Here is a 23,479-nt window from a genome sequence, read left to right as displayed (position 1 = left end):
CGGAAATCGGTTCGGCGTCTTACCTCGAGATTCAAATGTCGAAGAAGTGGTTTGACCGTGTCGCGAAGCTTGCGTTACTGGCCGTGTTGACCTTGCTGTACGGCGTCTTGCCGATGTTCGCCTTTGGCTGGCTGCTCGCCAGCATTGCACGGCATCCGGAAGTCGTTACTGCGTTGAAAAACGAGTGCGCCTATCGCTACCCGATGTGGTGGCTCGGCGGAGCAAAGTGGGTTGTGCTCTGGTTTAGCCTTGTGGCCGCTGGTTCGCTCTTTTGCGGTATCGAGCGGGTGGCTCGTGAATTCGCTCGCCACGCGGAACCGGCTTTCATACCCCGCGTGCGTGAAGGAGTTATCACCTACACCCTCAAGCCGTTCTTTTCGGCACTGGCCTTTATCGATGGCCTTGTGGTGGATGACCTGCGCCTTTATATGGTGGTCTTTGCCATGGGACTTGTGCTTTCTTTCTGGTCCCTGCACCCGCTGAAGTCGAGCGAGTCGTAAAAGGTAGCGGCGCCGTCGTGTGTTGACGGCGCTTTATCTGACGTTGCCATGCGGATAGTCGCTTTGTGGTTGCGGCCATTGCCGTGTTCATTTGATCCAGCGCCGCCCCTCAAACGGGCGGCGTTTTTTTGCCCGCGGATTCCACGCCGTTATCGTGCAGTATCCTCGTCGGCGAATACCCTGGCGACCAGCCTTCCGAAATCTCCGGCCGCAATGGCGTCGTCAGATGTCAGCAAGTCATCATTCGGAGGTATCTTCGCCTCGACCGAAAGCGCGGTGAGGAGCTGCGCAGGCCATCGGGCGGCAAGCCCAATGTCCGCAAGTGTTTCTTCCAGGATTTCGCGCATTAGCTGCCGGGTCAGCAGCGCATGGGACGCGTGGTGCCGCTCGGCAATGACGCGCACTACGCGCTCGACGTCGGCCCGGAATATGGCGTGGCCGCGTCGGATGGCAAGTTCCTCTTCGGTGATCATGCTGATGAATGGTTCAGACTGTGGGAATTAGATTGTAATCCGGTCGCATGATCTTGCCCGAAACCGGGTTGCGTCGGAGGTACCGAGGGAAACACGTAGCAATTCCTCGAGCATTCCAGCGAAGTTGCCGCGGCATCGTCAGTAGACTTTCCCTATTCCCTGCGCCTCAGGCGCATCGACCTACGCTCACCGGCTCTGCTGGTGTGCCGATATTCTCAGCCGATTCATGATCGGCCCTATGTCAGACAGGTCATCGTCTGTTTTTTTACCCTGTTGGGAGCCACTTCCCAACGGGAAACGGCTCCCTATTTTTTTGGAGTCGTCCCATGACCAACGCGGTCAAGTCCATTGTTGTCAAGGTTTCAGAGTTGAACGGCTTTAAAGCGATTCAGCGTGTTTTCGCGCAGGACGTCGAAGCAAGTCCTCCGCAAAGTTACCCCGGCACAATCAGCTGCGTCTGGAGTAACAGCACGGCAGACATCAAGTGGGATTTCGATCTGCCCTTCGAAGCCGAGAAGCACCTCGTTCGTAGCGGAAGCGTCGAGCTGCATCATCTCCTGCGCCAACCGGCGTAACGAATTCACAGCCTTTTATTTCTACCCCTGTTGGGAGCTCTTCCCACCAGGGAACGGCTCCCATTTCTATTCGGAGCTGTTCCATGTCGTTCTTCAACAAGGTTGGGAAGTCGTTTGATCGCAAGCTTGTGTCGATTACGCTGCGTACCCCGGAAGTCATGCTGGAGGTGGCCGATTCATCCACACGTCGGGCTGTTGCCGTGACCTTCCGTAAGCGTCGCGGCCGTTCCGACATGTCGGGTGGCCGTGACAACGCAGTGGCGCTCGAGCAGCTTGGGTCGTGCGATGGCTATGACTCACTGCTAAACGGTCTGCGGCTTGCCGCAGGTCTGAATAGCGATCGCCGCTAGGAGCCGCCATGGAAATCGTCGATGTGTTTGTCGAGTATCCGAGTGGCATGAGCATCTCCGATTCCGCGTCGTATGCGCGCGGCTTCAATCAGGTTTGCATCTCCGAGCGTCTGGCTGCGGTGTTGCGGGAGTTCAGCGTCACCGAAGCGCCGCCCGAGGTCACGGCGACGATAGAAGGCGTACCGGTCGTGCTTCATCAGCGTACCGATGAGTGCTTTTCGGTCGAATTTTCGACGGATGAGCAGCCCAAACAGCGTCCTGGCTTCCTGCTGAGACTGATCGGCCATGAATGGACGGAGGATCAGCGGCAGCAGTTTGGGCGATATGCCCACACGTTATCCGCGGCATCGATCGTAGGTGCGGTTGGCTACTGGCACTCTACGCAAGTCTGGACCGCAACAACGGTGTTCAACATAGCCATGCTGGTTGTCTTCTTCGTGATACTATTTTTAGCAGGCATGGATTCCATGAACGGAGAATGAGCATGGGTTTCGGACTTTTTGTTCTGGCGATCGGCGTGGTCGTTTGCGGGTATGGTAGCTACATGAGCAACCTCGGTCGCAAGGCTGATCGCGAGCGCCGTCATACTCGCGTTTCGCGCTAGGTGGCAGCATGGGCTTCAGTTTCTTCGCATTGGGCGTGGCAATTGTCCTGTCCGCTCTCGGGCTGGTGATGGACCGCAATGGTCGGAAAGCCGATCGCGCCCGTCGCAGGATTTCGTAAGTCGGATATTGCACAGCCGGTCAAACGACCAGCACTCTCACACTAAGCCGCACCTTCGGGTGCGGCTTTTTTATTTCTGGAACTTCTCATGTCTGAAACCTCTCATGTCTGAAACTATTGATCTACCGGCGGCCCTGTCGGCTGCGCCGTTTCACCCGGAAGGCAAGACGGTCGCCGAAGTCGTCGATCACGTGTCCCGCGTCCTTCGCAAGACGGAAAGCGAACCGGAGTGGGTGACGCACGCGAACTTCATCGATGCAGATTGTCCCGACCGGTTCGGTCTGGGGCCTTCTGCACCCTGGCCCGACGAGCAATCAAACCGCCGTTTGGGCCTGTCGGTCGAGCGAGGAAATTCGGAAGGCTGGATTATCCGTGTCGACTCGATAGAGTTGGTCTGTAACGACGATGCCGGATTCTGGAAAAGCGTCCCCCTTCTGCGGATCAAGACGTTGTCCCGCTCGCAGGCGTGGGCGGTAGCTGCCGTGGTGTCGCGTCTGCTGGATATCGATTAAACAGTATTTCCTTTCCCTTATGGGGCAATCGCCCCGATGGGCGGTTGCCCCGTTTTCAATTGAGGCAATTATTCATGTACACCCTTTCCTTACCTGGCGATGCCGTCGAACTGACGGCGCTCATCGAAGTATTCCAGCAGCTCTTCCGGCACGATGCCCGGCTCAGTGCACACGCGACGATCGACGTGCGCTTGTTACGCGACGGTGTCGAATTAAATGTGACGCGCTACAACGGGGTGCGTGACACCGTGCTCGCGGACTATCACGAGCGTGCGAATCCGTTTCGCTTTGACCTGCAATGGGCGGAGGCGCTACTGGAGTGCTTGGCGCTTCGCGGCAGCATGGCCGTGAAGAAATTGCGCACGCTCACATCAGTCTCGCACCTCGGGAAGAGCCTGCCAAGCGCGGAGAGCGTCGACGGCGTCATCGCGGCGCTAGAAGCGGTGCCCGATGATGCGACGTTTGCAAAGGTCGACGACGCGCTTTTTTGCGGCCGGACTGCTTGGTCCGTTACCGTTGCCGGCGTCGTACGAGAAGCCCGTTGACGTCGGCGCGCCCGTCTCGTCGTTTGCTGCGCCTGCGGCAACTGAATGCGGACACACGCCGGGAAAAAGCGCTCACTCGCGCTGATTTGGATCTGGCTGAAGGCCGCGTTGGTCATCGGCGGCATGCGCTGGACCGCGCGACGGCGTTGCTATCGCATGGTCGTGAGACGTTCGAATGGTTCGGACTCGCGACGTGGCGGCCTTGCTCTCCATTCTCGATTCGCCGGACGACTGAAAATTAAATTCCAAACCGGTCGTCCACGAGTTCCCCGGTGTGAAATTGCGTGGTCTGAAGGCAGCAGCCAGAATGCGTGCAATTTTCGCAATGTGCGGGATGGACGAGCCTGCGCAGGCGGCATGAGAAGCCGCTGATCTTGCGCGGTGCGCAACTGATGTGTCGCGAAATGGAATTCGTGGGACTGGCGCGCGATCAGCTGAACTCGAAAGCACGGAATTAACTGGACTGCCGGGAAAGCGCGGAAATCGAACGACTGCCGCGCGGCGCAGTTGACTCCCGGCAATGTGCCGATGACGATTTGTTGAGAGAGGGTGGGAGGGGCTTGCCGACTCTCTCCGGTCATACGCGGCTACCGCTGGTGCGACGGTCGCTTGCAAAGTCCAACGGACATTTGCTCACGATAAGTCTTCCGTCCAAGTGGTCGTCGGCGAAGACGTAAAGCGTTGATGGAGCGACGTCCGCATTGCCGACGTACGCTTGATTCACCGTCACGTTGCAAAAAACGGAAGCGCGGTTCGTCATCCTCGTGAAGGGGAGTTTTTTGGCCGCCAACGCAGTTGCTTAAGCGGGACCTGACAGGTGCTAACGGTCGCACCAGTCGCTGGAATACGCAACGCCGGATCAGATCTATCGTCCCGGTATCGGTGGCCGTGCGCTGATCGTCGATAAATATGGATACACGGCTAAGGGACGGTAAAGGAAAGCAGGACGGGGCAGCGCCGTGCAGCTGCGCAATCGGGCGGGATTGCAGCTTACGGCACCCAGTAAAGTGTCCTGACCGATGGGTCCACTTTAAACATCCGACAGCGTTGCGCTATGGAGGTACACGATGGCTCGCCCAAATGAAGCTCACCCCTTACCAGGCAGTGAACGTCCCCAAATTAAGGGTTCCACGCTGGTTGGCGGCGTAGAAGCGGACGAACATATGACGGTTGCCGTGATTGTCCGACAGAAGCCGGGCAGCGCCGAGGTGCCTGATCTTGAGCACTGGCAGAGTACTCCGCCGGACAAGCGAGTCTACTTGTCGCAAGAAGAATTTTTTGAGCGGCATGGGGCTGTTAAGGAAGAGGTCGATCGGGTTGCGGACTATTTGAAAGAGCGGGGCCTGCGGATCGTGGAGCAGCACGCCGGGCGGCGGCGCATTGTCGCGGACGGCACGACAGAGCAAATGAACGGGGCTTTCGGCGTGACGCTGAACCGGTACCGGGCGCCGGAGAGGACGGAGGAGCCCGCGCATCCGCCGCGCAAGGAAGGAGAGGGGCGTCCATTTGGTGACCATCGCGAGATGGGCGCGCAGGAGTATCGTGGGTTCGAGGGGCTCGTGCATCTGCCTGCCAATCTGGTGGAACTGGTGGAAGCGGTGATCGGCCTGGACAATCGCAAGTTGGGAAAGCCGGCGGGGACGGGCACGGGGGATCCTCCCGGAGCGGCTTACTTGACACCTTTGCAGATCGCGCGGGATTACACTTTTCCGACCAACAGTGCTGCGGGTCAGACGATCGGAATTTTCGAGGATGCGTCCAACAATGCGGCGTATCTGGCAAGCGATGTCACTTCGTTCCTGGCCGGACTGGGAGGGTTGCCGGCGCCGGTCCTTACCGATATCGGGCTATTGGGTTATACCAATAACCCGACGCACGCAAACCTGATCAGCGGCGGCGGATTCGAGTGCAACATTGATGTTTCGATTGCCGCGGCCGCTGGTCGGGGGGCGAACATTAACGTTTATTTCACCGACGACAGCGAACTGGGATGGGACACGTTCTTCGACCGGGCGACTTTCCCACCGGTAGGCGATCATCCGCCTTCGGTATTGACGGCGAGCTGGGTACCCCAAGCGAGTGACGACAAGGGTTCGATTGGTGATCACACCATCGCGGGCACTTTTTCAAACAATTTGCACGCGAAGCTGAAAACCGCGGCCGCTCGCGGCATTACGGTGTTTATGGCGATCGGCGACTGGGGGTCGGACAACACGGTGGTCGACGGGAAGTGCCACATCAGCTACCCGAACGGTGATCCGTTCGTGACAGCCTGCGGCGGAACGATTTTGGGCTCCGCTAATCCAGCGCCGCCTCCGGCGTTGTACGAATACACCTGGAGCGATGGCAATGTTCTGACTTCACCGTTCCAGGGCTGGTCAAAGCCGCCAAACAGTGTCTACTACGAGGCGACTGGCGGCGGAGTGAGCGATCAATTTCCGCGTCCTCCATATCAGGTTCATGCGGGGGTTCTGCCGATCTCAAAGAACGACGGCGGAGTCCGGCGGGGCGTTCCCGACGTGGCCGGCATGGTGGCGATGACGGGGTTTTTTATTAACGGTGTCGGGCCTCAGAGTGGATACGGAACCAGTGCGGTCGCGCCGCTGTATGCGGGCCTCATCGCGACGATCAATGCGCTTCTGGGTCGGAACACGGGACTCCTGAATCCGACGCTGTACACGTACGGACCGCGGATCTGTTACGACATCCGCTTTGGCAACAACGATTCGGGCCGCGTGCCAGATTCGCCGTTCTACACGGCGGCGGTGGGCTGGGATGCGGTCACGGGATGGGGCAGCATCAACGGGCGGCGGTTGCTGGCAGGCATCGCTCCGGCGGCGATCGTGGTGACGATGGTGGAGGACAACGGCGAATTCGGTGATGTGTGCGTGGGCAAGAGCGCGGACCGGGTGCTGACGATCAACAATTCGGGATTCGCGGAGCTGCTGATCTGGAGCATTACTTCATCGAACGGGGAATTCGCAATTCCGAACGTCGCGTTGTACCCGCTGGCGGTGGCGCCGGGTGAGTCTATCGAGGTTCCGATCCGGTTCAAATCGACCGCAGGCGGCTTGGCGACTGCGACCATCACGATTTTCAGCAATGATTTGTTCAGCCCGGAGACGGTCATCGTCAGCGGGACGGGAACGGTACCGCGACTGGTGGTGGGTATCGCCGATTCGGGAAATCTCGGCGACGTTTGCCGGGGCTCATTCCGGGACGAGCCGCTGGTGTTGAACAACGCAGGGCCGTGCCCGCTATTGATCAACAACATCACTTCTTCGTCGGCGGATTTTCTTCCGCCGCAGATTTTGTCGTATCCGATCATGGTTGCGGCGGGGGCGTCGGTAAATCTTCCGATCCGGTTCCAGCCGACGGCGCTGGGGGCTGCTGCGGGCACGATCACGGTGCTGAGTAACGCGGGAGCACAAGCCATTGAGGTGTCCGGGAACGCGCCGGCGGGCAAGCTGGTGGTTACTGGATCGAACTATTTCGGGGCGGTGAAGGCTTGCTGCACCGAAGAGCGGACACTTTCGATTTGCAACACCGGCGATTGCGAGCTGTTCGTTTCGGGCGTGTCCTTCAAGCACAAGAACAAGCACTGGAAGCTGATCAACAATCCGTTCCCGGCGACGCTGCGTCCGGGGTCGTGCTTGGCGCTGGTGATCCGATACAAGGCGACGGAGCGTTATCCGCGGCCGTGCGAGCTGATCATTACCAGCGACGATCCGACGCAACCGGTGAAAGTGATCGAGCTGCTGGCAGCGACGATCTGGGGCGATTGCGGATGCGGCAACGGCTGCAGTTGTGACAAGTGCAAACCTTGGGGCAATTGCGATCTGCGCCGCTGCGATCCGTGCGGACACGAAAACGGCTACGAGGACGACGACGAGGAGGTGAACAGCCTCGCCTTGAACTCAGGGGGTTAGGTTTCGTCGCATGCAGCGCCGGCATCGACCCGATACACAGGGCTGCAACGAGTTGGCGTCAAGGCGGGGAATAGTCGCATACTTACGTAAATGCGTAAGTCGTGCGGACGCAATAGCAAGTCTGATGATGCAAAGGATTGCTCATAGACTAGTGAAAGCGATCAATCACCTTCGGATAAAGAGGGCTTTGATGCTGATGAACGTTGATGGTACTGTCGTCGTCCTGGTTGACTTTCAGGAGCGTTTGATACCGGCAATCGACCGGGGCGACGAGATGGTCAGGGAGGCCATCCGGCTCGCCCATATTGCGCGGATACTCACGGTTCCAGTATTCGGAACGGAGCAAAATCCGCGACATCTCGGACCGAACCTACTTGACGTGAAAAATCTATGCTCGCGAACGCTCGTAAAAAACACATTCGACGCCTGCGGCGGAGGACTGGTTGAAATGTTGCCAACCGGTTCACGGAATGTGGTGCTCGCAGGATGTGAGTCGCATGTTTGTGTTCTTCAGACAGCGTTTGGCCTGCTCGAAAGAGGCATCGGAGTGACAGTTGTGCGCAACGCGGTGGGTTCACGAAGGAGTACTGATCTAGCGGCCGCGATGGAGCGATTTGATCGTGCAGGGGTACAGTTGCCAACCGTCGAGATGATCGCCTTTGAATGGCTACGTTCAAGCGAACATGCGAATTTCCGCGAGATACTCAAATTGATCAAATAGCGGGACTTCCATCCCAATTTTTAATACATACAAGACAGTCGCCGAGCATCAATCCCTTCTCGGTATCATCACACCGAGAGACATCGGATGCACGGTCAACGGACACTTGCCAAGAAAGCGCGATAGGCGGATGTTGTCCCCCGACGCAAGCTTCAATCTACGTAGTCTGTCTCGATTCGGGCATGGTGAGTGATTCGAATGCATAGGGATATTCGTGACGAAACCAATCTTTGACCTGATCGTGGTTGAGCGCAAAGAATTCGCGCGATCGAGGTATCAGAACAAAACCAAAAGCGAGTAGAAAAGTGGCGAGACCGAAGCATGTATAGACCTTGCCAACCGCCCAATGCGTGAGTGCCGCGCCTGCGATCATCGGTCCAAGAATTCCCGCGATCTGCGTGGTCATCATGCTGGCAGCGAGAATGCGCACGCGGAAATTCTGCGGGATAGCCAAAGAGCGGTGAGTCGCGCCAACGAGTCCCATCGATGCATTGGCGAAACCCACACATGTAAGCGTTAATGCGAGAACGATGGGTGAGTGGGCCCAGCCCGAAGCGGCCAGTGCTAGCCCTTCACACATAGCGGCCCCCACCCGGACGTTGAATCGACCGAAACGACGGACTAGTACATCGGAACCACGAAAGCTTCCGAGTAGTAAACCTACGGATAAGGCTGCTTCGCAAACACCTAGCCAGAGACCCGACAGCCCGAGCGATTGAACTTTGAGCGGGATCAGCATGCCGACTGCGGGGCCTTGGAATATCCAAACGAGGAAGTTTACAAGCGTCCAGCCGCGCTCCAACGGGACTATCCATTTGGCATTCAGCCCGGCGCGCAGGTCCTTCCACCAACGGGCTAAACCTCGATGGTGTTCGCGATGCTGAAATTGGGATGGAAGCTGCAAGGTCACGTAAGCAGCGACGCCGAGCAGTATGCCGTTCATCCAAAATGTTGCAGCGATACCACCCACAGCCAGTGTCGCGCCAGCCAGTGCTGGACCTAAGGCACGGCCGGCCGCTTGCGTCGATTTACGAAGACGAAGCGCTTCGGCCAAACGATTCGCCGGAACGAGTTCGGCCGAAATGGTGGAGCTGGCCGGATCGATGAAAGCTTTCGCTATAACAGTGACCATGCCTATGCAGATGACGAGCATAAGTGGGTAGCCGGACAACGAGGCGAGCGTCGCGAGGGTAAAGGCGACAACCATCAGGGTGCATAAACCCCATGTAATCTGCAGTCTCTTTGAGTAGCGATCCCCGAGTGGCGAAAGTAGTGGCATTGCGAATATCGTGGTGATGGCAATGCTTGCGCTGTATACCGCCAAGTCATGTGCGCCGCCCCGGTGAACGATCCACCAAGGGAGCGTGATATAGCCAACCATTTCTGCCAGGATCCTCATCAGATCGCTGAGAAGCAGACTGGCAAGAGGGACGCCGATTGAGCACACACGAACTTTCATTCCGCGAAACACTGCCTTCCCCCTGTTGAGTGCGATGATGCTACCTCAACATTTTTGTCGCCGTTTAGATGCACGGCTCCAGAGGCCGACGTTTCAATAGTGGACGCCGCACACGGCCGATTTGCGACTGGCAACGCTTCGGGCAGAGGTTGTCAGCAATTCACGGAGGTCTGCCGACTGGCCGTTCGTGGCCGAGACCGGGCCGATGGCAAACGCACCAAATCGACCCACTGCGGTCACCTGCCCGGAGTTGCGGATGGGGCCACATCGCTCAGGCTGCAGACAACGAGATGGCCGAACAGGCGGATCCGGTGCGACGCGGCTCCGTGCGATCTCCCGCATGCGCATCGACGTGCGCGAACGGGTTCGCGGTCCTCATTCTTGGCTCATTCTTTGCCTTTACCATTTATTCCATCGACGAGCCACGTTTCTTCAGGATCCGACTGACAGCGTGAAGCCGGCTTCTTGGTGCCCGTCGACGCTGCCGTTGCGACACCCTTCTTGGTGCGCAGCGCCACACTCACGAGTCACGGGAGAAACCTCATGTTTGCATACCTACTGGGAAAGCTTGACAACTGGTTTGAGCGCGCCCAGCAGCGCAGTCTCGATAGCTATCTTGCGACATCGTCCGACCTCCAGGAACTCGAGCGACGCATGCGCTCTACGGAAAGAAACGGCTATCCCACCTAGATCAAGTGAATTGACGTGCTCTCAGCGGCTCAAAGAAACCATGATGAAAATCGACCCAACATTCCGAACCACCTCTCGCCCAGTGAAACCGGGGCGTCGCACCGGCGCTCACGAATTGGCCGCAACGATGCCGTTTCACGAAACCGCACGAAGCTTGGCCTGCGCATCAGGCCAATTGCTCAGACGGATACGCGCAATCCCGGCCCGCTTCCTGTTGGGCCGCCGTCGCCACGACGCGGGCGTGTGTGACCTCGAGCGGCGCATGTTCGAACTGGAAACGCACAAGATTTCGATACGTTATCTTGGCGGCTTTCCGCGTTGAGGCTGACCGCACAGAGTAACGCCTCAGTGCCTGGCTTCCTCGCGGCTCGTGATCCAGATATGCAACGCTTAGTGAATTCTAAAACACCTTTATTGCTTCTGGACGACCGCGCGCACAGGTGGTAGCGTCATTCACGCCGGACAGTGCCTGCTTGTGATACCCCAGACGCTAAGCGGACAGATCAAGCTGCTCGAAGCGCCGCTGGGCTGCCGGTTGTCCGGATGATAGCGACAGGAGACGCAATGAACGCTACCACCTTGAATGCCCATCTTCCCAGCGGTACGGGCTCTTTGTCCGCGTGATGGCCGCGCTGGCCGGACTGCTGTTGCGCCTGGACATCGGTGTAATTTCAGGCGCGCTACCCTTTCACCCGTCAATCGGTACCCGGATCGACACGTTCGAGCCGCGCAGAGACCAGATCAACAACCTGACGCACGCCAGACTCTCCTATTTGCACGCGACGGGGGGCGCTGGGGACGACTCTCAACGAACCGCCACTACGGCAAGTTCCTTATCTTCTCGCACAGCATCGTGTAGAAGGAATCCGCATCAACCTCGTTGATCCACTTTGCGTTGATCGTGCGTCCGGTGCGGCCAGTCCAGTCCACGACGGTTTCACCCAGTGTCCATTTACCTGCCGTTTCGATAACGACGTTGACTGCACGGCCTCCAAATAGCGAGGGATCTATCAGATAACCGATAGTGAGTGGGTCGTACATCGGCGCCTCAGCGAGGCCCCGCCGCCGTACATTGAATGCCAGAATCGCCTCCATGAGGTCCGCAACCACGTTGCCACAACGATTGCCGATTGCCCGGATCGGCGCGATCCGGGCGGGCGTGATGGGGGCGTTCACCGCGGCGTCGCGCGGGAGAACGACAATCGGCACATCACTCGAAAAGACGATCTCCGCGGCGTCAGGATCGACATACAGGTTGAACTCGGCCACGGGCGTAGCATTGCCGCGCTGAAAGTAGGCTCCGCCCATCAGCACGATTTCGCGAACGCTGGCGCAGATCTGCGGTGCTTGTAAAAGCGCGGTGGCGATATTCGTGAGTGGGCCGATTGCACAGATCGTCACGCTCGCGGGCACCGCCGCACTGAGCATTTCGACTAGCCAGTCCACTGCATGTTGGCCAGCTACCGGTGCCAGCGGCTCATGCAACTCGAGCCCTTCCAGGCCGCTTTCGCCGTGTACGTCGGCAGCAGTGAACGGTTCGCGAGCCAGCGGGCGCGAGCAGCCAGCGTAGACGGGAAGCGTTGCCGTCTTGCCGGCCCAGTCCCGCACGATGCACGCGTTTCGCTGCGTGATCTCGACGGGCACATTCCCGGACACGGTGGTAATGGCCCGTACGTCGAGCGCTTCGTGTGCGCCCAGTGCGAGGAGGATGGCGATGGCGTCATCCTGGCCTGGATCGCAATCGATGACGATGGTTTGTCGCGAGGTGTTTGAATGGTCCATGGGAGATCGCTCTTCACGAATTCAGGGTTTTACCCGGAGCGCCTGATTCAGCCGGCTTCCGACGATCAACCCGATGTCATATGCGCTTTCGAGCGCTCGAAAAATGTCTTCTACGCAGACGGAATACCGCAGTTCTGGCTGTGTCGTGATGTGAGAAAACGATTCGATACCGAAGCAGTCGTTGGCAATTTCGGTCAATGTAGTCAAGCGTTCGTTGCTAAGCGAATTCATATGAAGCCTCGTATTGCAGGAGTATCCGATTGCCGCGCTCTATTCAGAGAGGGTGAACGGCGCGCTCGGCAACTCTAATTTTTCCATTGGTAAATTGTAAAAGCATTGGTGGGGCCGATATGGCCCATGAACAACGCGCGAGCCATCCTTGATGGTCGCTCGTTCCTGTCCTCAGAAATTGCTAATTTTGATGGGCCATGATGAATCCCGAAAGCACCCCAATCGCTTTGACCCGACACCGAAACAACGACGAACGGGACATCACGCCCAAACTTCGTAGCGTACCGACGGCGTATGTGAGTCGCTGTTTCTTTACGTTCACCTTCGAAAAACTGGAGAAAGCGCTTTGCGTCAGAAAGCTTCAATACGGATTCTCTTCGTCGCGCTCGCAGGCACCGTAGCCTATGTTGCCGCGCCCGCATCGTATGCTCAACCCGCGCCGGTTGTTTCCTCCGGCACGCCAGCCGACAGGGCAGCGTTGCCTTCCGCACCGGGGCCGGGCGAGCGGCCTGCCACGCGTCTCGGTGCTATGCCGCCGCCTGCCCCGGGTCCGGATGTTCCGCCGCCTGCCATGCGTCTTGGCGCTCTACCGCCACCGCCCGCGAGCCGTCCGCAGCGTCCACCTCCGCCGCCTCGCCATGAACACCGGCCACCTCCGCCTGCACGGCATGATTACGCGTGGCACGATGGTCACTGGCGGTGGCGCAACAGCGCCTATGTCTGGACACCGGGGCGCTGGGTCGTTGCGCGTCCTGGCTGGCGCTGGATTCCCGGTCGATGGGCTCATTCGCCTACGGGCTGGAACTACATCGAGGGCCAGTGGGCGCGTTGAGTCGCGATCTGTCGCGCGGGGTGCAAACGCAATGTCTTCGTCTACCCGCGATTCGAGGCGCGTCGGATCCATGTCACGCCATGGAGCCGACGAGCGCCGCCAGTTCACACTGTCTGCTGATCCCCAGCTTGACGAACGCACGCTTTTTGTACGTTATCACGCTGGTCGGAGCCACGCCGAGGAGGGCAGCGATTGTGCGCGCTGTCTCTCCGCGGGCGAGCAATCTGGCCACAGCCCGCTCGCGGGCAGATAGAACCGTCTTCCATGCATGCTCGACATATTGCGGCGCGGTTCGATTGGCGTATAGCCGGATATGAATCTCGGCGAGCGCCGCAAGTACCTCTGCAATGCTGGATATCGCGTACTTGTCGGCAGCGGCGAATCGTCGGCTTTCTGCGCTTCTGTAAAGGCCGAGCATCACGGTGCTTTCGCCGCGCGAGGACACGACAAAAAGCCGCTCCGCCATCCGATGAGCGCCGCCAATGGTTCTTTCTGCACACATGCCAGTCGAATCGAGCAACGCCACCGGCGTGTCCCGCGCGAGGCCGGTGGGCGGCGCGTGTTCACATCCCTTCAATGCTGCGAGCCGATCGGTGCAGCAAGACGCCTCGATCGCGTCGTCGAGCGTCTGACACACGAGTTGTGACGAGGAACCCCACACCAGCGTGCCGCTTCGAGCGACCTCCACGAGAAGGCAATGATCGACGGAGACAGACTCATTCACGGTCGAAAGCAACACGCTGAGGAAACCGTCAGATCCTGCTGCTCGCAGATTTTCGGCAAAGCGGCTGCACGCCAGCGGGTTCATGTGCGTAGCGCCACGGTCTGTGCCGGGAACCACGTCGTAAACTTCATCGCTGCGACGATGGCTATCACGGTCAACGCGATGCCGGCACCGTGAGGCAGCGTCGGGACATAAGCCATCAACACATCTGCGAGCGCCAATGTGGCAAATGCAACCGCCCATGCAACGCTGATGACATAGTTGACGCGAAGAAAGCGCGGGGTATCCCATTGCTCACGACTAACCGATTCGCGCGCGTACTGCAGCGTGAACGGTTGCCGCAAGGCGATCGATGTCAGCACGACTAACGCCAGGCCTGCGTCGACGCGCAGGCGCACAGCCGCGATGGACCATTGCACATCGTTGACCAGTGCGTAAGCGGTAAGTGATGCGAAGAGCAGTGTAGTGCCGATATCTAGAAGTTTCACTTTCCGGTTCGGGCTGACCGCGTCGTGCAACAGCATGAGTGCAGCCACCGCTTCGCCGGCGCCGAGGCCAAACGGCACGCCGAACAGGCGTTCGATAATCACAAACGCGGCAAATGGGGAAAATGCCCATAACAAATTCATCAGAACTCCTTTGTTGGTCAATCGATGGTGCACGTCTACGACGGCGCGCTTGAACGCAGCGCCGGCTACATGCAGGTCGTCGGCTATACCCCGTTTTCCCGGCCCGAAGGTGCTAATTGCTCGAGTCAGAACAGGCAGCGGTTAGAGGGCGATCGAATGCATTAATCTTTCCAATGGAAAAATTATGACGAGAAGGCGACCGGTGGTCAAGCTATCTTTCCATTGTAAAAATTTATCGCTTTCGAGCGGACGATGGATTGACGCCGGTGGGCGCAGTCGTGCGGCCTTTATGCGTGCCGGATCAACTGGCAGGCTTGCAGTTGTATGGCCTCTACGCCGGCGTTTGCGTACACGAGCAAGCATCCGGGCACGGCGTTACGCGTTCCCCAACGTGCCGAGCCCGGTGCAGATGGCGCAGCTGGACACGAAGTGCTAATTGGGCGCGCTCGCATATCGAATCGGCGTCGTAAACCTACAGTTCAACTACGGATACAGCCAGGTTTGCGCCGCATCGGACAGGTCGTCGGCCACCCTGCTTGGCACCGCTAACTCGTTTGGTGTGATGGAGCCTGGCGCTACGATCCTTGCAACGGCGTCAGACACCATTGAGACCGCTGCGACCGAGCGCGACGTGCGTGGCGTACACGAAAACGAGTTGGACTTCCAGGCCAGCAACGACCATTTCATCTCGAAGCGCACGAGCCGCTACATGCGCGCCGGCTATATCGCGAACAACGGGAGTTCGACTGAGAGCTGGCCGCTGGTGACCGTGTCCGAGCCGGCACGAAGCGGGTCATGGCGACAATACGCATGACTCATTGCCTTTGAGGGTGCGTGAATGTCGAATTGAAGTTACGGGCGTGCTGGCACTCGCACCGCGTTTGGTAGCGTGCTTCGCCCGCTAATCATGCGCGCGTCAGTCAGCCTGCGAGTCTCATCTTCCGTTACGAAAGCGTGCGCGGCGCAATTCAGTTGCCGCCTTCATTCAAAGTGACAGTCCAGCCAATGCCACGGACAGTGCGTATGACGGATTGGCCAAACTTCTTGCGGATGGAATAGACCAGCACGTCGATCGCGTTGCCTTCGATCTCTTTGCGCCAGCCGTAGAGTCGATCTTCCAGCCGATTGCGCGACAGAATCGTACCGGGGCGCTCGAAGAACGCCAGCATGAGGGCGAACTCTCGTGCGGTCAAGGTCAACTGGATGCCGTTGCAACTGAGCGTGCGTTTGTCGAGATCGAGACAGAGGGCGTCGTCACCGAGCCGCGATGCCGCATAGCCAGCTTTTCGCCGCGTTACGGCGCGGAGTCGGGCGAGGAGTTCTGAAACCTCAAACGGTTTGAGAACATAGTCGTCGGCACCGAGATCCAGCCCGCAAACTCGGGATTCCACGTCATCGCGCGCGGTCAATATTAATAAGGGAACTTCCTTGCCACTCGCGCGTGCGGACCTGAGTACCTCGAGACCGTTCATACCCGGCAGACTGAGATCTAGTAGAACTGCAGTGTATTCGCCGGCGTCGATTGCAGCGCGGCCGGACACGCCGTCGCGCACCCATTCGACGCCATAACCGGCGTCGGTCAGGGCGCGTAACAAACTCTGACCGATCGGAAGATCATCTTCAACCAGTAACAATCGCATGATGTGGTGTGCTAGCACACTCGCGTGGAATTAGCGCGCCGCATCGATGGCCGCGGCGCGCATTTCGGCGCGCGCCTGTTGCAGCAGATCGATTGCGCGGGAGGCATGGCCCTGCATGTCGTAGCCGTTAGCGTGCTGCGCGTCGCGCATTCGGGCGATCGCTTCCTGGGCCGCATTGTCGGCAGCCGTAATGTTAGGGTGACGTGCCAGGTCACCAGCAAACGCCGAGGCCGTCGCGGCCACAAGAATCAATGCGGCAATCGCCGTGATCAGTTTCTTAACCAAGTCGATATCTCCACGAATGAAAGTGTTGGATCCTGCTGTCGATGGGGCGGTGTGCGCGTGCGTGGATCGGAAGGTCTATGCTCCATGGCGAGCGCCTGTTCGCATCGGGCGTCGTTGGGTGTGAACGTCGAAGCGGATTTGCAGCGCATTGTAGATCGATCGAAAACGGTTGTATGTCTCCTGGAAGGAGGACAGATTAAAACCCGTGGTTGCGGGATAATCGGCGTCGTCGTGGTGCGATGGTCGGCACAGAGGTCAGCGCGGTAGTACCCATCGACGAATCATTAGACCAAGGAAACATATCAATGCAAATACGAGCTTCCTCGGGCGTGGCGGCAGCCACCGCGACCAACAATCAGGCGGGTGAATCCATCGCGCGCGGTACCCAACCTGACCAGCGTCTCGCAAAGCGCTATTGCTTCGACGACGCCGATATGGACCTGTTCTTCATGGCTGCGCTTGGTTGGGGCCCAGCGGGTGGACTCGACATCGGCCAGGTTTTCTACGTGGCATCGGGTATTACCGACGGTGATCCGGACAGTTGGGTGCAGGCGTTTGCGAACTACGGCGCGGCGATGAACGCGCAGGCAGACGTCTGGAAGACACGTGGCTGGAAACAGCAAGCTGGCGAGATGCGACTAAAGGCATTTGCCAGCTATCGTTCGGCATGGCAATTCGCTTTGCCGGGAGAATCGTTCCACACGCTCTATGCGCAGCACAAGGTGGCCTTCGCCACAGCGATGGAAGAACTCGAAATGCCGGCGACGTGGTTTCTCACGCCGCATCGGGGCAAGCAGTTGCCTGGCGTCTTTCTCCGCCACGCGCGACCGGAGGCGCCGGTCGTACTGGTGATCGGTGGAGCGGATACTTGCTTCGAGGATTTGTTTCTGACCGTTGGGCGCAACCTCTTTGAGCGAGGTTATTCGGTGGCGCTGGTCGATTTGCCGGGGCAAGGCATCACGCAGGCCGATGGACTGCACTGGGAGGTCGAAGCGGAGAGGCCGATTACGGCAGTCATCGACATCCTCGTCGAGCAGTTTGAGGCGAAGCCCGGGCGGATTGCATTGCTCGGACTGAGTTTGGGCGGCTACTTCGTGGCACGCGCGGCAGGGCATGAAACGAGGCTCGCGACTGTGATGGCAAGTACGCCGTTTCCCGACCCAGCACAGTTGTTCGAGTTGTCGGTGCGTTCGATGGAGCAGGCAGAGCACGCCGAACCACCATCGGCGGCGGCGACACGTACTCGTCAGAACGCGTTATGGAAAGCCGGTGCCTCGAGCGCATCAGAGTTTCTGTCGCGCACCTCAGGTATGCGGGCGGACGCGGCGGGCGTGACGGTGCCCTTTCTATCGATTCTCGGCAATGGAGACTCGCCCGTGTTTGTTAGGCAAGCCGAGACATGGCACAGCGAGATCCGCTCAGAGCGTAAGGCGCTGGTTCGCCTTGACGCCGCGACGGGCGCCGATGGCCACGTGCAGATCAATGGTCGTTTGCGGCTCGCGCAGGAATGCTGCGGCTGGATGAATGAGATTTTTTCGGGTTGTAAAGTTGTCGAATGAAAGTGCCGCATGACGGTGGGCGTCGAGTGACTTCGTCGATAGCCGCAATTACGCCCGCCCCTTGGAAACGCTCCTGTAGTGTCGGGGCGTTTTTTTCGCGACGCGAATCGTGCCAACTTCCTTGCGCAGAGGAAGCGCGCAGATTTGCCGCGTCGCTCATAGTATTCTCAGAATGGATTGTCACAATAGGCGGGCGGAACGGTTGTTCTGCAGAAGAGGTAACTGCACCGAAAAGGAACACTTAATGCCGCCATATCTTTCCCGCCTGTTTCAAAACGATCTCATCGACGCGTTCTCGAGCGAGCTGCCCGGGGCAGTCTGGTCCGCATTAGCAGGCGAACTCGAAGTTGCGTACCTGTTGAGCGAGCAACGTCTTCCCCGCCAGGGCGGCGCGCTTCGTGATGTGTATTTTCCCGCGGGGGCCACGATTGCGGTGTATGCCCGATCTTCGAATGAAGACAAGGCCATTGCCCAAATTTGTCACTCTGGGATGACACCACTAGGCGAATTCATGAATGCCGAAATTGGCGGTCCCTGCCGATTTGAAGTCGAGCGCCCAGGCATTGCTTTCTCCGTCCAGGCTGACACGCTCCGTGAGATCGTCAGTGGCTCGGAATACCTGCGTAGCTTGATCACCGCTTCCGAGCACACAATGCGTTTCCGGGTATTCGCTGACATGGGTCTGGTTCGCTCACTGAGCGGCGAATTGATCAGAAAAATGGGTCATGGGTACGATTGAGGAATCATGTTCGCCACACAAATTATTTCGATTCAACCATTGCCGGACGTCACGGATTCCCTAAACAGCGACGACAACGTTGACAAACACAAGCTGGAAATCCGAAGGCTGCTTTGGCCCGGAAAGAACTGGGGCATTCAGGCTGGAGAAAAGACGCTTGACTCCGCCGACCATGACCGTCGGAATCTGCCTGCTGGAAAGTAGAGTGCGTCGAAGGCGAAGGAGCTGCCGAACGAATAGGACGATCAGTGCGCTTGTTCGTCTCGATCAATTAGATTGGCAGTTCTATGTAATCGCCGGATTGGCTGCATCCAGGAAACACGAAGAGGTACATTGATCAGGCTTCGGTTGATCTGGCTAGTTGGCGTGATAGCGCTTGCCACGTTCATTGGCGTCGCGAATGGCGAAGCAGCGACTTCGACCGACAACGGTGATCAACGCGGGAACCCTGCGAGCGTTGTGCGCGTGAACGCGGACTCGGGTTTGGCGCGTGAACGGGCGCAGCGAACATCTACGTATGTGCGCTGTTATTACCGCACCTCCAACGATCCGTTTCGTCTTGATACCCGCTATGTATGGGCGACCGATCCGGTCACCGGCTGGTATTATCGCCTGCCCGGCGAATGACGTGCAGGACAAAAATACCATTGGCAGGCGCTTTTTTATACGGGTCAATCGTAGGTCGAGTCGTATTCGGTGTGTAACAAGAGTCTTCGACGCGAGGGGATAGCCGAGAGCGTCGTCATGTACTCGGCGGCCAATAGTTCGCGGGCGTTCGACCACGTTCCCTGGGGGGCGAGTGCGCACGGCACGGGCATCGATCGCGTAGTAGCGTTTGGCGATAGTCTTTAGGGCACGGGGGCGTCAGGGTGGCAGTCCTCGACTCGGAGACCAACCACCTCAGTCAACCCGCGTATTCCATTCCTGCGCAGAATGATTTCGGCTGCATCCACGAGCGCCTGTGGCAGAGGACCGTGGTGATATGGCTTATCAGTAGACTGGCCCACTTGAATCTTCTGGACCTGTGTCTTCGATGCACGCGGAGCGCGCCGCACTCTCCCCTGAGTCATATTCATCAAAGCCGAGAAATAGTGGGGACTCTCACAAATGGAGAGGGGAGTCTACGCGCGGAGCGGAGCCGATGCCATTGACCGCGTCGATGTATGCCAAGCCTGAACAAAAAAGACGCCCCAGCCGGTGGAAGGGGCGCAAAGCTGGAGTCGGAGCACGCTCCAGTGGCGCCTCATTCGTGCGCCGGTCCGATATGTGTCGGTATTCGGGCCAGCAATTCGAGGCCGGTCAAGTGTCGCCTTGGGTTGCAGGCGACAGGCCGTGAGACCGCGAAATGTTTCACGCGGTGGGCATGCTGAATTTGCGCAGCGGGGCGCCTACTGATTTACCTTCGTCGACGACCATAACGCTGCCATACATGCCGCGTGCCGCATCAGACAACAAAAAGACAATCGCCGCAGCAATTTCGGCAGGTGGCGTGAAGAGTCTGCGGCTCGGCGTAATCGCGTCAATACGCGCGCGTTGTGCGGCAAATTCCGGGGCCGTACGGATATCTGCGTTGATAGGCGTCTCGGTGTTGCCTGGCGCGATCGCGTTGACGTTGATGCCATAGGGTGCGAGTTCGAGCGCGATGGCGCGGGTGAGCGCAATGATGCCCGCCTTCGTTGCGGCGTAGAGGCTGTACTCGGGGTTGGGGGCAATGCCGGCCACCGACGCAATGTTGACGATTCGGCCCGCGCTACGCGCTTTCATGCCTGGAGCCACCGCATTGAGGGTGAAGAAGCTGCCCTTCAGGTTGATGGCGACCATACGGTCGAATGCATCTTCAGTCACTTCTCCCGCGGGAGTCGGGAAGTAGACGCCCGCCGAATTGACAAGCAAATCGATCGGACCCAGTTCGGCTTCGACCTCACGCACGAGCGCGGTCGCCCCATTCGCCGACGAGATGTCGGCGACGAACGGGCGTGCAATACCACCAGCGGCCTCTATTTCATTGACCACTGCCTCTGCTTTCGCGCGCTCGCTGCTCGCAACAACGGCAACACGTGCGCCCTGTGCAGCGAGCGCCCCGGCAACTTCGCGGCCGATGCCGGAAGAGCTTCCTGTTACGAGTGCAACCTTGTCCTTCATTTAAAAGTCTCCGATGTGTGGGAGGGTTACATATGATGCTGCGCCGATGCGGCCATCGCAGTCAACGAGGCATGCAATCGAGCAAGGCTGTGCCTGAGATCGAATTCGAGAGCGGCCCGGACAGCTTGCGGATCTCTCGCGACCACGGCGTCGAGGATGATCTGGTGGTTGTGCAAACCGGTGCGTCTGCGTCCTTGTTCGGGATAGAGCAGATTGAAATGCGAACCGATCAGCACCCAGCACTCGCGGATCTTGGCGTAAAGCATGGGCAAGTGCGCCGCTTCATAGAGCGAAAAATGAAACGCGCGGTTGTAATCCAACGCAGTCCTGTGATCCTTTCTCTCAACGCATTCCGACATCTCTGAGTGGATGCTGTGCAACTCCGCCAGTGTTTCGTCATCCATGCGCCGTGTCGCCTCTTCGGCTGCCATCCCTTCCAGAGCGAGGCGAATCTTGTACAGCTCGTCGAGTTGCTGCGGATTCAACCGGCTGACGCAATAAACACGATTGTCATCCATCTGCAATGCGAGGCTCGAAACAAGCCTGTTGAGTGCCTCTCGCACGGGCGTTGGGCTTACGTTCATTGACGCCGCGACCGTTCGTGTGACGAGGCGCTGTCCAGGCACGAACTCGCCAATGATCAGCGCGTGTTCGAGTTGCGCGAAGACCTTGTCTCCTATTGTCGGGTTCTTCTCAACCGGACCAAGTCCTGTCATGGGTGTCTTGAGGAAGTTAAGAGTCGCACGGCGGCGTTGGCGATGCGCTGCCCTTGATTGGAATGATACATGAAATAGCAAATTTCAAGATAAATATCTGAAGGATGACCTGATGGTTGTTACAAGGCGACAACGAAAGTCAATATCAATAAGGCATCTGCTCGGAAAGCCAAAAATTTTTGACGAGCCAAAATTTTTTCGAGTAGACTTTTTGATATCGCAAATATCAAATTGCGATTGACAATGTCTCGACGGACATGACCACGAACAGGAGCTTCTTCAAGAGTGCGTAGCGGTTCCGCGAGCTCCGAACCACGTACAACGAACATCGGCCGACAGGCCGACATTGGTTGACGCTATTGCGCCGGCGAATTCTCATATGACGTCATTTCTGCACCGCAGAGTTTCCGCTCCACCCACCATCGCGCTGCGAGGCGAGGGTGTTTACCTGTTCGATGCGGCTGGCAAACGCTACCTCGATGCGTCGGGTGGAGCTGCCGTCGCCTGTCTCGGGCATAGCCACCCCGCTGTAATCGAAGCGGTAATCGCGCAACTGCGAACGTTGCCATCGGTCCATACCTCATTCTTCACGACCCGGCCGTGCGAGGAGCTTGCGGACTTTCTCGTCGAGCGTGCGCCGCGGGGAATCTCCCACTTTGTTGCGGTGAGCGACGGATCCGTGGCAGTCGAGACTGCGCTCAAGCTTGTTAGGCAGTACTGGCTCGAGTGTGGGCAGCCTCAGCGAAGGTATGTGATCTCCCGCAAGCAGAGTTACCACGGCAACACACTCGGGGCACTGTCCGTAAGCGGCAATGAGCAACGTCGCGCGCCTTATGCACCGCTATTGAACAGCTCCGTTACGCATATTGACCCGTGTTTTGCCTATCGCCACCAGCGCCCGGACGAAACACTCGCCGAATATGGCGTGCGCGCTGCCAACCTGCTCGAAGAGGAGATCGTGCGGCTCGGCCCGGAGAACGTCGGCGCGTTCTTCGCGGAGACCGTGGTGGGCGCAACGGCTGGCTGCGTGGAAGCAGCGCCGCACTACTTCAGGCGCGTGCGTGAAATATGCAACCAATACGGCGTACTGCTGGTACTCGACGAGATCATGTGCGGGATGGGGCGTACCGGCACATTGTTCGCGTGCGAGCAGGAGGAGGTGATCCCCGATCTGATCACCGTGGCTAAGGGGCTCGGCGGTGGGTATCAGCCCATCGCGGGTGTGTTGCTGAGTCAGCCGGTTCACGATGCGATCGCGCTTGGCAGCAAGGTGCTGGCGAACGGTCACACCTATATGGGGCACGCAGCGGCATGTGCGGCCGCGCTTGCGGTCCAGAAGACCATTGAGAAAGAAGACCTGCTCGCGCGGGTGCGCACACTCGGATCGAGCTTTGGCAACAAGCTACGCTCCGCGTTCGCTTCGCACTCTCACGTCGGCGACATCCGCGGGCGAGGTCTGTTCTGGGCGATCGAACTGGTGGCCGATCGCGAAACGAAAGCGACCTTCGATCCAGCTGCCAGACTGAGCCATCACATCAAGGAAGCCGCCCAGGCGGGCGGGATGCTGTGCTATCCGGCGAGCGGTACCGCGGACGGAGAACGGGGCGACCATATCCTTTTTGCACCGCCGTACATCATCACGGACAACCAGCTCGACGACGTCGTATCGGTCGCGGCTGACGCGCTCGATTTCGCGCTCAAACACGTACGTACATAACGGCAC

Annotated in this window: 26 protein-coding genes and 1 pseudogene; 17 read left to right on the top strand and 10 right to left on the bottom strand. The window is 58.6% G+C overall.

Annotated elements, in window-relative coordinates; translation table 11 throughout:
* Positions 1-35 precede the first annotated feature (35 nt).
* The gene (locus P3T43_RS30720; protein WP_429284760.1) at positions 36-500 is read left to right on the top strand and encodes a hypothetical protein; all 465 of its coding nucleotides are present in this window, start codon (positions 36-38) and stop codon (positions 498-500) included.
* 149 nt (positions 501-649) lie between these two features.
* On the opposite strand, the gene P3T43_RS30715 is transcribed toward P3T43_RS30720, so the two are convergent.
* The gene (locus P3T43_RS30715) at positions 650-973 is read right to left on the bottom strand and encodes a DUF2471 family protein (RefSeq protein WP_429284759.1); all 324 of its coding nucleotides are present in this window, start codon (positions 971-973) and stop codon (positions 650-652) included.
* Positions 974-1,299: 326 nt separating this feature from the next.
* Here P3T43_RS30715 and P3T43_RS30710 point away from each other — a divergent pair, with 326 nt between their 5' ends.
* From P3T43_RS30710 to P3T43_RS30680, 7 genes are all read left to right on the top strand, one after another.
* Positions 1,300-1,548, top strand: a complete 249-nt coding sequence (locus P3T43_RS30710; protein ID WP_429284758.1) for a hypothetical protein — start codon at positions 1,300-1,302, stop codon at positions 1,546-1,548.
* A gap of 83 nt (positions 1,549-1,631) precedes the next feature.
* On the top strand, positions 1,632-1,898 hold the full coding sequence (locus P3T43_RS30705) for a hypothetical protein (protein ID WP_429284757.1): 267 nt from the start codon (positions 1,632-1,634) through the stop codon (positions 1,896-1,898).
* A gap of 8 nt (positions 1,899-1,906) precedes the next feature.
* A complete protein-coding gene (locus tag P3T43_RS30700) occupies positions 1,907-2,380 on the top strand; it encodes a hypothetical protein (protein WP_429284756.1) in 474 nt (157 codons plus the stop codon).
* Between the two features lie 345 nt (positions 2,381-2,725).
* Positions 2,726-3,133: a hypothetical protein gene (locus tag P3T43_RS30695; RefSeq protein WP_429284755.1), complete on the top strand. Its 408-nt coding sequence runs from the start codon at positions 2,726-2,728 to the stop codon at positions 3,131-3,133.
* A gap of 44 nt (positions 3,134-3,177) precedes the next feature.
* Positions 3,178-3,678: a hypothetical protein gene (locus tag P3T43_RS30690; protein WP_429284754.1), complete on the top strand. Its 501-nt coding sequence runs from the start codon at positions 3,178-3,180 to the stop codon at positions 3,676-3,678.
* 1,067 nt (positions 3,679-4,745) lie between these two features.
* Positions 4,746-7,607, top strand: coding sequence for a choice-of-anchor D domain-containing protein (locus tag P3T43_RS30685; protein WP_429284753.1), 2,862 nt, complete (start codon positions 4,746-4,748; stop codon positions 7,605-7,607).
* Positions 7,608-7,797: 190 nt separating this feature from the next.
* Positions 7,798-8,328 carry an isochorismatase family protein gene (locus tag P3T43_RS30680; RefSeq protein ID WP_429284752.1) on the top strand — a complete coding sequence of 177 codons (531 nt, stop codon included), beginning with the start codon at positions 7,798-7,800 and terminating at the stop codon, positions 8,326-8,328.
* A gap of 157 nt (positions 8,329-8,485) precedes the next feature.
* On the opposite strand, the gene P3T43_RS30675 is transcribed toward P3T43_RS30680, so the two are convergent.
* Positions 8,486-9,787: an MFS transporter gene (locus P3T43_RS30675; protein WP_429284751.1), complete on the bottom strand. Its 1,302-nt coding sequence runs from the start codon at positions 9,785-9,787 to the stop codon at positions 8,486-8,488.
* Between the two features lie 543 nt (positions 9,788-10,330).
* Between P3T43_RS30675 and P3T43_RS30670 the strand changes: the two genes are divergently transcribed.
* Together P3T43_RS30670 and P3T43_RS30665 are read left to right on the top strand one after the other, a co-directional pair.
* Positions 10,331-10,477 (top strand): DUF3563 family protein, encoded by a 147-nt coding sequence (locus P3T43_RS30670; protein ID WP_429284750.1) that lies wholly within the window; start codon positions 10,331-10,333, stop codon positions 10,475-10,477.
* Positions 10,478-10,874: 397 nt separating this feature from the next.
* A pseudogene (locus tag P3T43_RS30665) lies at positions 10,875-11,015 on the top strand (LysR family transcriptional regulator); the annotation flags it as partial.
* A gap of 281 nt (positions 11,016-11,296) precedes the next feature.
* On the opposite strand, the gene P3T43_RS30660 reads toward P3T43_RS30665, so the two are convergent.
* Complete coding sequence (locus P3T43_RS30660) at positions 11,297-12,259, bottom strand: nucleoside hydrolase (protein ID WP_429284749.1); 963 nt, start codon at positions 12,257-12,259, stop codon at positions 11,297-11,299.
* Positions 12,260-12,280: 21 nt separating this feature from the next.
* Complete coding sequence (locus P3T43_RS30655; protein WP_429284748.1) at positions 12,281-12,490, bottom strand: DUF6900 domain-containing protein; 210 nt, start codon at positions 12,488-12,490, stop codon at positions 12,281-12,283.
* A 529-nt stretch (positions 12,491-13,019) separates the two neighbouring features.
* Between P3T43_RS30655 and P3T43_RS30650 the strand changes: the two genes are divergently transcribed.
* Complete coding sequence (locus P3T43_RS30650; RefSeq protein WP_429284783.1) at positions 13,020-13,322, top strand: hypothetical protein; 303 nt, start codon at positions 13,020-13,022, stop codon at positions 13,320-13,322.
* Between the two features lie 73 nt (positions 13,323-13,395).
* Here P3T43_RS30650 and P3T43_RS30645 read toward each other — a convergent pair whose 3' ends face one another.
* Positions 13,396-13,848, bottom strand: a complete 453-nt coding sequence (locus P3T43_RS30645) for a helix-turn-helix transcriptional regulator (RefSeq protein ID WP_429284747.1) — start codon at positions 13,846-13,848, stop codon at positions 13,396-13,398.
* A 278-nt stretch (positions 13,849-14,126) separates the two neighbouring features.
* Entirely contained in the window at positions 14,127-14,675 is a 549-nt protein-coding gene (locus P3T43_RS30640) for a hypothetical protein (protein ID WP_429284746.1), read from the bottom strand.
* A gap of 436 nt (positions 14,676-15,111) precedes the next feature.
* Between P3T43_RS30640 and P3T43_RS30635 the strand changes: the two genes are divergently transcribed.
* Positions 15,112-15,489: a hypothetical protein gene (locus P3T43_RS30635; RefSeq protein WP_429284745.1), complete on the top strand. Its 378-nt coding sequence runs from the start codon at positions 15,112-15,114 to the stop codon at positions 15,487-15,489.
* A gap of 154 nt (positions 15,490-15,643) precedes the next feature.
* Here P3T43_RS30635 and P3T43_RS30630 read toward each other — a convergent pair whose 3' ends face one another.
* Positions 15,644-16,315, bottom strand: a complete 672-nt coding sequence (locus tag P3T43_RS30630; protein WP_429284744.1) for a response regulator transcription factor — start codon at positions 16,313-16,315, stop codon at positions 15,644-15,646.
* A gap of 30 nt (positions 16,316-16,345) precedes the next feature.
* Complete coding sequence (locus P3T43_RS30625) at positions 16,346-16,600, bottom strand: hypothetical protein (protein WP_429284743.1); 255 nt, start codon at positions 16,598-16,600, stop codon at positions 16,346-16,348.
* 305 nt (positions 16,601-16,905) lie between these two features.
* On the opposite strand from P3T43_RS30625, the gene P3T43_RS30620 reads away from it, so the two are divergent.
* The 4 genes from P3T43_RS30620 to P3T43_RS30605 all read left to right on the top strand — a co-directional run bounded on the left by P3T43_RS30620 (position 16,906) and on the right by P3T43_RS30605 (position 19,525).
* A complete protein-coding gene (locus P3T43_RS30620; RefSeq protein WP_429284742.1) occupies positions 16,906-18,159 on the top strand; it encodes an alpha/beta hydrolase family protein in 1,254 nt (417 codons plus the stop codon).
* 244 nt (positions 18,160-18,403) lie between these two features.
* On the top strand, positions 18,404-18,898 hold the full coding sequence (locus P3T43_RS30615) for a hypothetical protein (protein WP_429284741.1): 495 nt from the start codon (positions 18,404-18,406) through the stop codon (positions 18,896-18,898).
* Positions 18,899-18,904: 6 nt separating this feature from the next.
* Positions 18,905-19,102: a hypothetical protein gene (locus P3T43_RS30610; protein ID WP_429284740.1), complete on the top strand. Its 198-nt coding sequence runs from the start codon at positions 18,905-18,907 to the stop codon at positions 19,100-19,102.
* A 129-nt stretch (positions 19,103-19,231) separates the two neighbouring features.
* Positions 19,232-19,525 (top strand): hypothetical protein, encoded by a 294-nt coding sequence (locus tag P3T43_RS30605; RefSeq protein ID WP_429284739.1) that lies wholly within the window; start codon positions 19,232-19,234, stop codon positions 19,523-19,525.
* 723 nt (positions 19,526-20,248) lie between these two features.
* On the opposite strand, the gene P3T43_RS30600 is transcribed toward P3T43_RS30605, so the two are convergent.
* Together P3T43_RS30600 and P3T43_RS30595 are read right to left on the bottom strand one after the other, a co-directional pair.
* Positions 20,249-21,040 (bottom strand): SDR family NAD(P)-dependent oxidoreductase, encoded by a 792-nt coding sequence (locus tag P3T43_RS30600; protein WP_429284738.1) that lies wholly within the window; start codon positions 21,038-21,040, stop codon positions 20,249-20,251.
* Between the two features lie 26 nt (positions 21,041-21,066).
* The gene (locus tag P3T43_RS30595) at positions 21,067-21,756 is read right to left on the bottom strand and encodes a GntR family transcriptional regulator (protein WP_429284737.1); all 690 of its coding nucleotides are present in this window, start codon (positions 21,754-21,756) and stop codon (positions 21,067-21,069) included.
* A gap of 379 nt (positions 21,757-22,135) precedes the next feature.
* Between P3T43_RS30595 and P3T43_RS30590 the strand changes: the two genes are divergently transcribed.
* Complete coding sequence (locus tag P3T43_RS30590; protein WP_429284736.1) at positions 22,136-23,473, top strand: aspartate aminotransferase family protein; 1,338 nt, start codon at positions 22,136-22,138, stop codon at positions 23,471-23,473.
* The last annotated feature ends 6 nt before the right edge of the window (positions 23,474-23,479 follow it).

Source organism: Paraburkholderia sp. GAS41 (genome assembly GCF_050436545.1).
Taxonomy (GTDB): Bacteria; Pseudomonadota; Gammaproteobacteria; order Burkholderiales; family Burkholderiaceae; genus Paraburkholderia.
This window is presented reverse-complemented; position numbering and strand designations above follow the sequence as displayed.

Excerpts from the sequence above, each read along its gene's own strand:
- P3T43_RS30685 (WP_429284753.1), top strand. The coding sequence starts at position 4,746 with ATGGCTCGCCCAAATGAAGCTCACCCCTTACCAGGCAGTGAACGTCCC.
- P3T43_RS30720 (WP_429284760.1), top strand. The coding sequence starts at position 36 with ATGTCGAAGAAGTGGTTTGACCGTGTCGCGAAGCTTGCGTTACTGGCC.
- P3T43_RS30675 (WP_429284751.1), bottom strand. The coding sequence starts at position 9,787 with ATGAAAGTTCGTGTGTGCTCAATCGGCGTCCCTCTTGCCAGTCTGCTT.
- P3T43_RS30620 (WP_429284742.1), top strand. The coding sequence starts at position 16,906 with ATGCAAATACGAGCTTCCTCGGGCGTGGCGGCAGCCACCGCGACCAAC.
- P3T43_RS30600 (WP_429284738.1), bottom strand. The coding sequence starts at position 21,040 with ATGAAGGACAAGGTTGCACTCGTAACAGGAAGCTCTTCCGGCATCGGC.
- P3T43_RS30700 (WP_429284756.1), top strand. The coding sequence starts at position 1,907 with ATGGAAATCGTCGATGTGTTTGTCGAGTATCCGAGTGGCATGAGCATC.
- P3T43_RS30615 (WP_429284741.1), top strand. The coding sequence starts at position 18,404 with ATGCCGCCATATCTTTCCCGCCTGTTTCAAAACGATCTCATCGACGCG.
- P3T43_RS30660 (WP_429284749.1), bottom strand. The coding sequence starts at position 12,259 with ATGGACCATTCAAACACCTCGCGACAAACCATCGTCATCGATTGCGAT.
- P3T43_RS30590 (WP_429284736.1), top strand. The coding sequence starts at position 22,136 with ATGACGTCATTTCTGCACCGCAGAGTTTCCGCTCCACCCACCATCGCG.
- P3T43_RS30670 (WP_429284750.1), top strand. The coding sequence starts at position 10,331 with ATGTTTGCATACCTACTGGGAAAGCTTGACAACTGGTTTGAGCGCGCC.
- P3T43_RS30680 (WP_429284752.1), top strand. The coding sequence starts at position 7,798 with ATGCTGATGAACGTTGATGGTACTGTCGTCGTCCTGGTTGACTTTCAG.
- P3T43_RS30630 (WP_429284744.1), bottom strand. The coding sequence starts at position 16,315 with ATGCGATTGTTACTGGTTGAAGATGATCTTCCGATCGGTCAGAGTTTG.
- P3T43_RS30595 (WP_429284737.1), bottom strand. The coding sequence starts at position 21,756 with ATGACAGGACTTGGTCCGGTTGAGAAGAACCCGACAATAGGAGACAAG.
- P3T43_RS30710 (WP_429284758.1), top strand. The coding sequence starts at position 1,300 with ATGACCAACGCGGTCAAGTCCATTGTTGTCAAGGTTTCAGAGTTGAAC.
- P3T43_RS30640 (WP_429284746.1), bottom strand. The coding sequence starts at position 14,675 with ATGAATTTGTTATGGGCATTTTCCCCATTTGCCGCGTTTGTGATTATC.
- P3T43_RS30650 (WP_429284783.1), top strand. The coding sequence starts at position 13,020 with ATGCCGCCGCCTGCCCCGGGTCCGGATGTTCCGCCGCCTGCCATGCGT.
- P3T43_RS30705 (WP_429284757.1), top strand. The coding sequence starts at position 1,632 with ATGTCGTTCTTCAACAAGGTTGGGAAGTCGTTTGATCGCAAGCTTGTG.
- P3T43_RS30715 (WP_429284759.1), bottom strand. The coding sequence starts at position 973 with ATGATCACCGAAGAGGAACTTGCCATCCGACGCGGCCACGCCATATTC.
- P3T43_RS30655 (WP_429284748.1), bottom strand. The coding sequence starts at position 12,490 with ATGAATTCGCTTAGCAACGAACGCTTGACTACATTGACCGAAATTGCC.
- P3T43_RS30610 (WP_429284740.1), top strand. The coding sequence starts at position 18,905 with ATGTTCGCCACACAAATTATTTCGATTCAACCATTGCCGGACGTCACG.
- P3T43_RS30695 (WP_429284755.1), top strand. The coding sequence starts at position 2,726 with ATGTCTGAAACTATTGATCTACCGGCGGCCCTGTCGGCTGCGCCGTTT.